This window comes from Halomonas sp. Bachu 37 (assembly GCF_039691755.1).
Taxonomy (GTDB): domain Bacteria; phylum Pseudomonadota; class Gammaproteobacteria; order Pseudomonadales; family Halomonadaceae; genus Vreelandella; species Vreelandella kashgarensis.
The window spans coordinates 3022635-3035288 of record NZ_CP137552.1 but is presented as its reverse complement, the minus strand read 5'-3'; the positions used below and the strand labels follow the sequence as shown (position 1 = coordinate 3035288).

The following is a 12654-nucleotide window of genomic DNA, read 5'->3' as shown; positions in this document are numbered from 1 at the left end:
CCGGCCGCCCTTGCGTGACAATGAGTGTTTGATTGGATTCTCAAGAGATTTCTACGCCCATGCAAGATTTAACGCTGGTAATGGCGCAGCTTGACCCCCTAGTGGGGGATATTCCCGGTAATGCCGACCGGGCCATCGAGGCCGTGCGGGAAGCGCGGATCGAGCATGGCGCGGATATCGTCGTGTTTCCCGAACTCTTTCTCTCCGGCTATCCTCCCGAGGATCTTCTGCTGCGCCCGTCGATGGAGGCGCGCTTGCGCCATGCCCGTGCCCGTATGGCGGAAAAGATGTCTCGGGAGGTACTGGTGATCATCGGCTATCCCGGGGTACGGGAAGGCAAGCGCTACAACCTGGCCGGGCTGCTCTATAACGGCGAGTGGCAAGCCGAGTACGCCAAGCAGCATCTGCCCAACTACCAGGTCTTCGACGAGCAGCGCTATTTTACGTCGGGCACCGAGCCGCTGGTCTTCGACCACAAGGGCGCCAGGCTGGGCCTTCTGATCTGCGAGGACCTGTGGGATGGCACTCCGGTACAGGCGGCCTGTGATGCCGGAGCGGATATCCTGGTCAGCCTGAATGCCTCTCCTTATCACCATGACAAGCCCGCCGAGCGCCTGCGGCTGCTGGAGGAGCACGCCAAGGAGGTGCAGCGTCCGATCGTCTATATCAATACCATCGGTGGCCAGGACGAGCTGGTATTCGATGGCGGCTCCTGCTGCGTCGACGGTTTCGGCCAGCTACAGGTGCTGGCGCCTTACTGGCAAGCAGGGCTGATGCCGGTGCAGTTCGTGCAACGCGACAATCTGTGGGAGCCCCAGGCCGGTGAAATCGAGCCGGAGGTCGAAGCCGAAGAAAGCCTCTACTGCGCGCTGGTGACGGGGCTGCGCGATTACGTCAACAAGAGTGGTTTTCAGGGCGTGGTGCTGGGACTGTCGGGGGGGATCGATTCCGCGCTCTCCCTGGCGATCGCCGTGGATGCCCTGGGGCCGCAACGGGTACAGACGGTGATGATGCCCTATCACTATACGGCGGATATCTCCAGGCAGGACGCGGCGGAGCAGGCCGAGCTTCTGGGGGTGCATTACGAAACCCTGGCCATCGCGCCGATGGTGGAAGCCTTTACCGAAACGCTGGCGGATAGCTTCGCGGGAACCGAGCGCGACACCACCGAAGAGAACCTGCAGTCGCGTTGCCGGGGCGTGCTGCTGATGGCGCTTTCCAACAAGAAGGGCTTGATGGTACTGACCACGGGCAACAAGAGCGAAATGGCGGTGGGCTATGCCACGCTCTACGGCGACATGGTGGGGGGCTATAACGCCCTCAAGGATGTCTACAAGACCTGGGTGTACCGCCTGGCTCGCTGGCGCAATCAGCAATCCCCGGCGATTCCCGAGCGCGTGATCGAACGCCCGCCGAGTGCCGAGCTGGCACCGGACCAGCAAGACAGCGACTCCTTGCCCGATTACGGCGTGCTGGATGCCATCCTGATGCGCTATATCGAAGGCGACATGAGCGCCGAGGCGATCATCGAGGCGGGATACGAGGAAGACGATGTCTATCATGTGGTCAAGCTGGTGGACCGCTGCGAGTACAAGCGCCGCCAGGCACCGGTGGGCGTGAGAGTGACGCCGCGCGCCTTCGGCCGGGACCGGCGCTATCCCATCGTCAATGGCTGGCAGCCCGGCGAGTGAGCCGGAGCGAGAAGGCTAACTAACCCTGTACCTACGACAACTCCCGCCTTTGCGGGAGTTGTCGTTTCTGCTGTTGTTGTCATGTCCCGCTTGGTGACCTGGACACTTGCCCGCTAGGCGGTTTAGAAGCTTTCCCATTCCAGCGCGGCTTGTTGCTGCTTGAGCGGTGTCGGCAATCTTGCGCTGGAGGCTTCCGGTGCGGCAGAGGCGGGTGCAGCTGATGCGGCCCTGGTCGCCGGATTGGCATCGGGAAGCTTGAATACCGCCATCGCTCCCAGCAATTGGTGAGCATTCTGGCGCAGGTTGTTGGCGGCGGTGGCGCTCTCCGCTACCAGCCCGGCATTCTGCTGGGTGACCTGGTCCATCTCCGTCACCGCCTGGCCGACCTCTTGCACCCCCTTGCTCTGCTCCACACTGGCGTGACTGATTTCCTCCATGATGTCGGTGACCTTGGTGATCGCCGCGACGATTTCCGCTGTGGCCTTGTCGGCTTCGGCGGCCCGTTCGTTGCCGTGGGCGACTCGCTCCAGGTTGCTGGTGATCAATTCATTGATCTCGCGGGCGGCGTCGGCGCTACGCTGGGCGAGGTTGCGCACTTCCTCCGCGACCACGGCAAAGCCGCGGCCGTGTTCGCCGGCACGTGCCGCTTCCACCGAGGCATTGAGCGCCAGGATATTGGTCTGAAAGGCGATGGCGTCGATGGTCGAGATAATGGAGGCGATCTCCTGCGAGCTCTTGTCCAGGTCGTTCATGGTGGCTACGACCTGATGCACCGCGTCACCACTGCGCGAGGCGATGCGTGATGCTCCCGCCGCTTCCTGGCTAGCCTGCTGGGCATTGTCTGCGTTCTGCTGGACCGTGCTGTTGAGTTCTTCCATGGCAGAGGCGGTCTGGGCCAGGGCGCTGGCCTGCTGCTCGGTCCGCGAGGACAGGTCGTTGTTGCCCTCGGCAATCTGTTCGCTATTGCCGGCTACCGCTTCCGCCGAAGCGCGTACCTGAGTGACGATGCTCTGCAGCTGGCGCGCCATTTCCACCTGCGAGGCCATGATGCTACGGGTATCGCCTTGGCGTAACCGGCCCTGAGTGGTCAATTCGCCGCGACCCACCGCTTCGGCAAAGGCTTTTACCTCATAGGGCTCGGCGCCCAGCTCGCGCAGCAGCTGGCGTGACATGACGAAGGCGATAAGTCCGCCGATAACCAGGGCCACCAGAGTCAAACCCAGCATCAGCATCTGAAAGCCTTCAGCGGTGCCTCGGGCGGACCGGGTCACCGTGTCATTGAGCTGGCCTTGCAAGTCGATAAAACCATTGATGCGGGTGAGCCACTCGCGGTAGGCAGGGCCGGTCTGGTCGGCCAGCAACTGGCGGGCGGCTTGTCGATTGCCGGCGAGCACCTCGTCAATGACCTCCTGGGTAAGCCGTTCGGTCGCTGTTGCTTGCTCACGGATATTCTGCAGCAATCGCTGCTCTTCGGCGCTGGGTGATACGTCTTCCAGCGTGGTCTGCATGGCGTCGGCAGCGGCGCTGTAACCTCCTTCAAGGCGCTGCATATCCTCCAGCAATGGCGGAATTCGGCTCGCTTGCGTGGCAAGCACGATATCGCGAAGCACAATGGCACGATCATGCACACTGCCGCGCCAATCGATGGCATGGCGCTGCTTGGCGCTGTTGACGTCATTGATGGTGGTGAGGTCGCGTTCGATGCGGTTGACCTGCTGAATGCCGATGATGGTCAACAGGATGAGCAGGGCCAGGATGATGGAAAAACCGAGTGCCAGGCGTGTGCCTATTCAGGCGATGCAGCGTTTTGTTTTCCCAAGTTTTCGGAAGTCGAGACAATAAAAAACCACGCCTGGGCGTGGTTTTGTACAAGATTTTCAGCGGGAGATACTGTTAACCGCTCAAGCGCTTGGCTTGTACATGCTTGGGCTCGAAGCGGCGCCCTTGCAGTTGCTCGTGGTCGGGGTCGTTTTCAATCAAGACATCCAGCACTTCCTTGGCCCGATCGCGCATTTCCAGACCCAGATAGCCTTCCACCATCGTGGCCAGGGCATCGCGGGTGGAGTTGGACTGCGGGTAGTTCTCGATCACCCAGCGACCGCGCTCCACCGCCGCCAGATAGGCGCCTTTGCGCAGATAGAAATCGGCGACATGCAATTCGTGGCGAGCGAGGACTTCACGCAGGTAGACGATGCGCTGCTCGGCATCCGCCGCGTATTCGCTCTGCGGGAAGCGTTGGATCAGCTCTCGGAAGTCATTGTAGGCATCCCGTGAGGCGCCCAGGTCACGCTTGGAGATATCGATCAGGCGCAGGCGTTCGAGACTGAAGCGCCCCGCCTGCCAGGCGGAAAGGCCGCGTAGATAGTAGGCGTAGTCGACCTGAGGATGGTCGGGATGCAGGCGAATGAAGCGGCTTGCGGCGGCGCGCGCCGTCTCCCAATCGCTGTTCTCGTAGTAGGCGTAGACGAGTTCCAGTTGCGCCTGTTCTGCGTGTGCGCCGAACGGGTAGCGGCTGTCCAGGGCTTCGAGCCGTTCGATGGCCACGGGGAAGCGATTGTTGTCCAACGAGGCTCGTGCCTGTTCGTACAACTCACGCTCGGCGACATTGTCGTATTCGCCCTCCTCGGTATTGCTATTGTTACTGGCGCAACCGGCTAGCAAGGCGGCGGTCAAGGCTAGGGCGCCCACGCGGGTGGCAGCGATAAAAACGCGCATCGTAATCCTCGTATCAAACAAGCCGTCATCCCCAAAAAGTCGAAGGGGGCGTGGTAGAATCGGTGGCAATCAGCCCACTATAAATCACCTCGGCGTAAAACGCAGGCCTTGACCGGCTTTCCGGTGGTCATTGCGTGCCGTAACCAAGGGGATCATCCGTATGTCCCGGATTCTTGAAGCTCAACATCGCGTCCCCGATACCTTGGCGGGGGCGCGCCTGGACCAGGTGGCGGCCGAGCTGTTCGCCGAGCATTCCCGTGAGCGCTTGAAGGGGTGGATCAAGTCGGGGGAGCTGACGGTCAACGGGGAACGCGGCAAGCCCAAGGACAAGCTCCATGGCGGCGAATTCCTGACTCTGGAAGCCCATCTGCAAGATGATACGCGTTTCGAGCCCGAGGACATTCCACTCGCCATCGTCCATGAAGACGACGAGGTGCTGGTCATCGACAAGCCCGCGGGGCTGGTGGTGCATCCCGCTGCAGGTAACCCGGATGGCACCCTGCTCAATGCGCTGCTGTTTCATTGCCCGGCTCTGGCCCAGATACCCCGGGCCGGTATCGTCCACCGCCTGGACAAGGACACCACGGGGCTGATGGTGGTCGCCAAGACCCTGGCGGCACAAACTGCCCTGGTCGAGCAGCTCCAGGCGCGTACGGTATCGAGGCACTACGATGCTGTCGTCATCGGCAAGCCGGTGGCAGGTGGCAAGGTAGATGCGCCCATCGGTCGCCATCCCAAGGATCGCAAGCGCCAGGCGGTTACCGCTTCGGGCAAGCCGGCGGTGACACATTATCGTGTGGTGGAGCGCTTTCGCGCCCATACTCATGTTCGTTGCCAGCTGGAAACCGGGCGGACTCACCAGATTCGGGTGCATATGGCGCACCAGCGCTATCCGCTGCTGGGAGACCCGCTCTATGGTGGGCGCCCGAAGCTTCCGCCGGGCGCGGCGCAACCTCTCAAGGAGATCCTGCGCGAATTTCCCCGCCAGGCTCTGCATGCGCGCAAGCTGAGCTTCGTTCACCCCGCCTCGGGGGAGGAGTTGACCTTCCGTGCGCCGCTGCCCGACGATCTGTTGATGCTGATTGATTACTTGCGCGAAGACAGCGAGACGATGCGATGAGTGACGCCATAGATTTACGTCCCACCTTGATCCAGCCCGACTGGCCGGCGCCGGCCAACGTCGAGGCGTTCGTCACCACGCGCGAGACCGGGCCGAGCCAGGATAGTTTTGCGGCATTCAACCCGGCACTGCATGTCGGCGACAACCAGGACCATGTAGCCCTGTGCCGGCGCCTGTTGCACAAGGAAATCGGCGATTCGCGGCCATTGTTGTGGCTCAATCAAGTGCATGGCGCGTGGGTCCAGCAGTGTTACGACGAGTCGCTACCGGACGCGGATGCCGCGGTGGCTCGCAACCGGGATTATGCCTGCGTGGTGTTGACTGCCGACTGCCTGCCGGTGTTCTTCTGCGACCGCGCGGGAACTAAGGTCGCGGTAGCTCACGCCGGATGGCGAAGCCTGGCAGGAGGTGTGCTGGAGGCCACGGTGGCGGCACTGGACGTGGCGCCGGATGAGCTTCTAGTTTGGCTGGGGCCGGCGATTTCCAACGCCCAGTTCGAGGTGGGGCCGGAAGTTCACGACGCGTTTGTCGGCGTGCATCCCCAGGCGCATGATGCGTTCGAACATAGCCCCTATCGGCTTGGGCATTACATGGCGGACCTGTATCGCCTGGCACGCCTGCGGCTCGAAGCGCTGGGTATCACCCATGTCAGCGGTGGCCATTTCTGTACCGCCTGCGAGCCGCGCTTCTATTCCTACCGCCGTGACGATGGCCTTACCGGGCGCATGGCCAGCGTGATCTGGCTCAAGTAAACGCTCGCTTCGGTATCGTCTCCTCTTGAAAGTGGGGTTGGTTGGCACCATAAGTTGTGTTAAGTGCGGTTCAACGCGACCGCAAGCACGATCAAGGGCCAAACGGCGCGTCCGAACGCGCCGTCACCCCAGAGGAGATTTCTATGCGATTCGACAAGTTTACCGCCAAGTTGCAAAACGCGATTGCCGATGCCCAGTCGCTGGCCGTGGGCCGCGGCCACAACCAGCTGGAGCCTGTTCACCTGCTGCTCTCGCTGCTGGACAACCAGGATACCGGCATCAAGGCGCTGGTGCAGAAAGCCGGCGGTGACAGCGCCCGGCTACGCGATGGGCTTAGCCGGCAACTCGATGACTTGCCCCAGGTCAGCCAGTTCGATGGCGAAGTACAGCCCTCCAGAGAGCTGATCAAGCTGTTCAACCTAACCGACCGCGAAGCGCAAAAGCGTGGCGACCAGTTCATTGCCTCTGAACTGGTACTGCTCGCAGCGCTTGAGATGGGCCAGATCGGCAAGGTCCTTAAAGAGACGGGAGTCACACGCAAGGCGCTCGAAAGCACCATACAAGGGCTTCGCGGAGGCGCCAGTGTCGACGATCCCAATGCAGAGGACCAGCGCGAAGCTCTCAACAAGTACACCTTGGATCTCACCGAGCGCGCGGCGGAAGGCAAGCTCGACCCGGTGATCGGCCGCGATGACGAGATTCGTCGCACCATCCAGGTGCTCCAACGGCGCACCAAGAACAACCCGGTATTGATCGGCGAGCCGGGCGTGGGCAAGACCGCCATCGTCGAGGGGCTGGCGCAACGTATCGTCAACGGCGAAGTGCCCGAAGGGTTGAAGGACAAGCGCGTGCTGTCCTTGGACATGGGATCGCTTCTGGCCGGGGCCAAGTTCCGCGGTGAGTTCGAGGAGCGCCTGAAAGCCGTGCTCAAGGAGCTCTCTCAGGAGGAGGGGCGAGTCATCCTGTTCATCGACGAGCTGCATACCATGGTCGGCGCCGGCAAGGCCGAGGGCGCCATGGACGCGGGCAACATGCTCAAGCCGGCCCTGGCGCGTGGCGAGCTGCATTGCGTGGGTGCAACTACACTCGACGAGTATCGCAAGTACATCGAGAAGGACGCCGCACTCGAGCGCCGCTTCCAGAAAGTGCTGGTGGACGAGCCGACTGAAGAGGACACCGTGGCGATCCTGCGCGGTCTGAAGGAGCGCTATGAAGTCCATCATGGCGTCGATATCACCGACTCGGCGATCATTGCCGCGGCCAAGCTCTCCACGCGCTACATCACCGACCGTCAGTTGCCCGACAAGGCCATCGACCTGATCGACGAGGCTGCCTCGCGTATCCGCATGGAGCTAGATTCCAAGCCCGAGGAGATGGACCGCCTCGACCGGCGTTTGATTCAGCTCAAGATGGAGCGCGAGGCCCTCAAGAAGGAAACCGATGAAGCAACTAAAAAGCGTCTTGAGGCGCTCAATGATCAGATCCACGAGCTGGAACGCGAGTACGCCGACCTCGATGAAATCTGGAAGGCGGAGAAGGCCAGCATCCAAGGGGCGGCCCAGTTCAAGGCCGAGCTTGAGCAGGCCCGACTTGATCTAGAGCAAGCGCGACGCCAGGGTGACCTGGGCCGCATGTCCGAAATCCAGTACGGCAGGATTCCGGAGCTTGAGAAGAAAATCGCCGAAAGTGGCGAAGGCGAAGAGGCGGATATCGCCAGCCATCAGCTGTTGCGCTCCAACGTCACCGAAGAGGAAATCGCCGAGGTCGTCTCGCGCTGGACCGGCATCCCGGTGTCGAAAATGCTCGAAGGCGAGCGCGACAAGCTGCTGCGCATGGAAGAGGCGCTTCACGAGCGGGTCATCGGGCAGCATGAAGCCGTCGAAGCAGTGGCCAACGCCGTGCGCCGCTCGCGTGCCGGCTTGGCTGACCCCAATCGCCCCAACGGATCGTTTCTGTTCCTCGGCCCTACCGGCGTGGGCAAGACGGAGCTCTGCAAGTCGCTGGCCAACTTCCTCTTCGATACCGAGGAAGCCATGGTACGTATCGACATGTCGGAGTTCATGGAGAAGCACTCCGTGGCGCGGCTGATCGGTGCTCCGCCCGGCTATGTCGGTTACGAAGAGGGCGGTTACCTGACCGAGGCGGTACGCCGCAAGCCTTACTCGGTGCTGCTCCTGGACGAGGTGGAAAAGGCGCACCCGGATGTGTTCAATATCCTGCTTCAGGTGTTGGAGGATGGTCGCCTGACCGACGGCCAGGGCCGTACGGTGGACTTTCGCAATACCGTGATCGTCATGACTTCCAACATGGGCTCGGATGTCATCCAGCGCATGGGCGGCGACGACAGCGACTACGAGGTCATGAAGAGCGCGGTAATGGAGGTGGTGGGCAATCACTTCCGGCCCGAGCTGATCAACCGCATCGATGAAGTCGTGGTCTTCCATGCCCTGGGGCAGGAGCAGATACAGGCGATCGCCGGTATTCAGCTCGAGCGCTTGAAGGCGCGTCTCGCCGAGCATGATCTCAAGCTCGAGATCAGCGACGATGCCATGGCCCAGCTGGCGGTGGTCGGCTTCGACCCGGTATTCGGCGCGCGGCCGCTCAAGCGAGCCATTCAGAGTCGCATCGAGAACCCGTTGGCCCAGGACCTGTTGGGTGGGAAATTCGCTCCCGGTGATACCATTCGTGTTTCCGCAGAGGAAGGGAAGCTCATCTTCGGTAATTGAGCTTCACTGAGGCCGCCTTGTTGGGTTTCTGCCCCGTCCGGCTCAGGCCTGGCGGGGCTTTGTCTATGTCTTTTTCACTAGACGATGGGTGAGCTTGGGCGTTTGACGGTTGACATGCCTCTAGTGCTAATGGAATCTTGACCATTCCTGATTGCGGGCGCGGATCGAAGGGCAACCCCCACCACCGCGTGAAGGGTAGGCTGACACGCCTTTACCCGCCGAAGGACTACCAGATCGGGCCAACCGCTCGTTCTGGCCAACCCCCCGACGCGGCGATCCGTCGTGTGAGGAGTCGCTGATTCATGTGGCCATGAATCCGGGCTCCCGATGAGAGTGCAGGCCCTAACCGGGCCATATGCCAGGGTTTGGCATCAGGTGCCGGCATGGGCCGGCAGCGGCATACCGCCGCACTCGACACCGTACTCGTTCGTGGGTGCGGATCGCACTCGAGACCTCCAGGGGAGAAATACAGTGGAACTGCTTTCCGGCGCAGATATGATCGCCCGCTTCCTGCAAGACGAGGGCGTCGAATACATTTATGGTTACCCCGGTGGGGCCGCGCTACACATCTACGATGCGCTGTTCCGCCAGGACAAGGTGAAGCACATTCTCGTGCGTCACGAACAGGCGGCGACACACGCTGCCGACGGCTATGCCCGGGCATCGGGCAAGCCGGGCACGGTACTGGTAACGTCCGGCCCCGGTGCCACCAATGCGGTGACCGGTATTGCCACCGCCTACATGGATTCGATTCCCATGGTGGTGCTTTGTGGTCAGGTGATGAGTCATCTGATTGGCGATGATGCCTTCCAGGAGACCGATATCGTTGGTGTCACCCGGCCCATCGTGAAGCACAGCTTCTCGATTCGTCACCCGTCAGAAATCCCTGAAGTGCTGAAGAAGGCTTACTACCTGGCTGCCACGGGCCGCCCGGGCCCGGTGGTCGTCGACATTCCCAAGGACATGACCGCTCCAACCGAGCGCTACGAGTATGTCTACCCCAAGAAGGTCAAGATGCGCTCGTACAACCCGGTGACCCGCGGCCATTCCGGCCAGATCAAGAAAGCCGTCGAAATGATGCTCAAGGCCAAGCGCCCGGTATTCTATACCGGCGGTGGCGTGGTGACCGGCAAGGCCTGCGAGGGGTTGACCGACCTGGTCAAACAGCTCGGCTTCCCGATCACCACCACGCTGATGGGCATCGGTGCCTACCCGCAACGCGATGCGCAGTGCCTGGGCTGGCTGGGGATGCATGGCGCTTATGAGTCGAACATGGCCATGCACCACGCCGACCTGATCATTGCCATCGGGGCGCGCTTCGACGATCGAGTGACCAACAACACGTCGAAGTTCTGTCCTACTGCCAAGATCATTCATGTCGATGTCGACCCCAGCTCGATCTCCAAGACGGTGCGCGCCGATGTGCCCATCGTCGGGCCGGCCTCGAGCGTGATCAATGAAATGATCAGCCTGGTGCAGGGCAAGGAGATTGCCAATCCCGAAGCGCTCACCGAGTGGTGGCAGCAGATCGATGGCTGGCGCGCCAGTCGTGTGGGCAAGCTGTACGAACCTTCCGCGGCAGGCGAGACACTCAAACCTCAGGAAGTGATCGAGGCCCTTTGCCGCGTCACTCGGGGTGAGGCGTTTGTCACCACCGATGTGGGGCAACATCAGATGTTCGCCGCCCAGTACTACAAGTTCGACCGTCCCAACCGCCTGATTACCTCCGGCGGTCTGGGTACGATGGGCTTCGGTTTTCCTGCCGCGATGGGCATCAAGCAGAATTATCCGGATGACGACGTCGTATGCGTGACCGGTGAAGGCAGCTTCCAGATGATGATGCAGGAGCTCTCCACCTGTAAGCAGTACGGGGTGGGCGTCAAGATCGTGAACCTCAACAACGCATCGCTGGGCATGGTGCGCCAGTGGCAGGACCTGAACTACAAGTCTCGCCATGCGCACTCCTACATGGAGTCGTTGCCGGACTTCCATATGCTGATCGAGGCTTATGGTTTCACCGCTATCACGGTCACGTCGCAGGAGGAGCTTGAGCCGGCGCTCGAACGGGCGTTTGCCGACAAGCATGAATTGGTGTTCCTGGATGTGAAGGTCGATCCTCACGAGCACGTCTATCCGATGCAGGTGCCCTTGGGTGCCATGCGCGACATGCTGCTTTCCAAGACGGAGCGTACCTGATGCGTCATATCATCTCGATTCTGATGGAAAACGAACCGGGTGCCCTGTCTCGCGTGGTAGGCCTGTTTTCCCAGCGTAACTTCAACATCGAAACGCTGAACGTCGCGCCCACGGAAGATCCGTCGCTGTCACGGCTGACCGTCACCACCATCGGTGACGATCGCGTGATCGAGCAGATCACCAAGCACCTCAACAAGCTGATCGACGTGGTGAAGCTGGTGGATCTCACCGAAGGCAATCACATCGAGCGCGAGTTGATGCTGGTCAAGGTGAAGGCCCTGGGGGCGGCGCGTGACGAGGTCAAGCGCACGGTGGATATCTTCCGCGCACAGATCGTCGATGTCACCCCGAGCCTTTATACGGTGCAGATCACGGGTGACGCCACCAAGCTGGATGCCTTTCTCCAGGCCATGGCCCCCGTTGGGGTGCTGGAGGTGGCGCGAACGGGGGTGTCGGGGATTGCCCGAGGCGACAAGGTCCTGTCCTTGTAAGCCCTGGCTGTTACTCGGAAATGATACAAAGAGCCGCTCCTCGGGGCGGCTTTTTCATGTCCGCTCGCTGACTTCATCCCAAAGCGCCTGGATCAACGGACTTTTCAAGCGTCGGTTAAGAGCGCAAAGACCGACATCGTAGTGGGGCAACTCGGGCTTGACTGTCAGGACCTGGACTCGCTCGGCCAGCGGGCTGCTATCCAGCACGATCCTGGGCACCACGCCGACACCAAAGCCGAGTCCGACCATGCTGACAATCGCTTCATGTCCGGCTACCTGAGCATAGATTCGTGGGGTGATGCCCAACGCCTTGAACCAGGTATCGGCATAATCGCGCGACAGCCCGGCCTCGGAGAGAATCATGGGCACCGAGCGCCACTGCTCGGCCGTGGGGCTCTCGGGTGAGGCGGGTAGCCAGTCCGACACGCTGGTCGGGGCAATGAAAACCAGCGGCGAACGGGTCAATGACTTGAAGGCGAGTGCCGGAGGCGGAACGCGTGGGCGTGGAGTGATGGCCATGTCGTCTTCACCGGCCAGAACGCGTGCCATGGACTCCGCCGGGTCTCCGGTGTGCAGCTTGAGCTCTATGCCGGGGTGACGACTACGAAACGCACTGAGCAGCTCGTAAAGGAAGCTGTAACTCGCGGTCACCGAACAGTAGATGCTGATTTCGCCGGTCAGGAAAGTGGCATCGGCTGTCAGGGTTCGCTTCAAGGTCTCCCACTGTTCCAGCGTGTCGCGGGCATAGCGCTGGAAAGTCATGCCCTGGGGCGTCAGCGTGACGTGACGATTATCACGTTCGAAAAGGGCGGCGCCTACGTCATCTTCCAGTTGGCGGATGGAGCGGCTCAGCGTCGAAGGACTGACATGGCACGATTCGCTGGCGCGCCCGAAATGCAGGGCATCAGCAACTGCCAGGAAATGCTTGAATTGGCGACTATCCATAAAAAAATCCATGTTTCA

The 12654-nt window shown here is 61.3% G+C and carries 9 protein-coding genes; 6 read left to right on the top strand and 3 right to left on the bottom strand.

Going from position 1 to position 12654, the window contains the following annotated elements; all coding sequences use genetic code 11:
* Positions 1-59: 59 nt before the first annotated feature.
* Positions 60-1691 (top strand): NAD+ synthase, encoded by a 1632-nt coding sequence (locus R5M92_RS13850; protein ID WP_346796556.1) that lies wholly within the window; start codon positions 60-62, stop codon positions 1689-1691.
* 122 nt (positions 1692-1813) lie between these two features.
* Here the strand turns inward: R5M92_RS13850 and R5M92_RS13845 are convergent, their stop codons facing one another.
* Both R5M92_RS13845 and R5M92_RS13840 read right to left on the bottom strand, forming a co-directional pair.
* The gene (locus tag R5M92_RS13845; protein WP_417338949.1) at positions 1814-3427 is read right to left on the bottom strand and encodes a methyl-accepting chemotaxis protein; all 1614 of its coding nucleotides are present in this window, start codon (positions 3425-3427) and stop codon (positions 1814-1816) included.
* Between the two features lie 157 nt (positions 3428-3584).
* A complete protein-coding gene (locus R5M92_RS13840) occupies positions 3585-4406 on the bottom strand; it encodes an outer membrane protein assembly factor BamD (RefSeq protein WP_346796555.1) in 822 nt (273 codons plus the stop codon).
* 160 nt (positions 4407-4566) lie between these two features.
* Here R5M92_RS13840 and rluD point away from each other — a divergent pair, with 160 nt between their 5' ends.
* The 5 genes from rluD (at position 4567) to ilvN (ending at position 11691) form a co-directional block, all read left to right on the top strand.
* Positions 4567-5526, top strand: a complete 960-nt coding sequence (rluD, locus tag R5M92_RS13835; protein WP_346796554.1) for a 23S rRNA pseudouridine(1911/1915/1917) synthase RluD — start codon at positions 4567-4569, stop codon at positions 5524-5526.
* Complete coding sequence (pgeF, locus tag R5M92_RS13830) at positions 5523-6278, top strand: peptidoglycan editing factor PgeF (protein ID WP_346796552.1); 756 nt, start codon at positions 5523-5525, stop codon at positions 6276-6278. Before rluD ends, pgeF begins: the two co-directional genes overlap by 4 nt.
* A 143-nt stretch (positions 6279-6421) precedes the next feature.
* Positions 6422-9004 carry an ATP-dependent chaperone ClpB gene (gene clpB / locus R5M92_RS13825; RefSeq protein ID WP_346796550.1) on the top strand — a complete coding sequence of 861 codons (2583 nt, stop codon included), beginning with the start codon at positions 6422-6424 and terminating at the stop codon, positions 9002-9004.
* Positions 9005-9475: 471 nt separating this feature from the next.
* Complete coding sequence (locus R5M92_RS13820; RefSeq protein ID WP_346796548.1) at positions 9476-11200, top strand: acetolactate synthase 3 large subunit; 1725 nt, start codon at positions 9476-9478, stop codon at positions 11198-11200.
* Positions 11200-11691: an acetolactate synthase small subunit gene (gene ilvN / locus R5M92_RS13815; protein ID WP_346796546.1), complete on the top strand. Its 492-nt coding sequence runs from the start codon at positions 11200-11202 to the stop codon at positions 11689-11691. Before R5M92_RS13820 ends, ilvN begins: the two co-directional genes overlap by 1 nt.
* A gap of 54 nt (positions 11692-11745) precedes the next feature.
* Here ilvN and ilvY read toward each other — a convergent pair whose 3' ends face one another.
* Complete coding sequence (gene ilvY / locus R5M92_RS13810; RefSeq protein WP_346796545.1) at positions 11746-12636, bottom strand: HTH-type transcriptional activator IlvY; 891 nt, start codon at positions 12634-12636, stop codon at positions 11746-11748.
* Between the last annotated feature and the right edge of the window lie 18 nt (positions 12637-12654).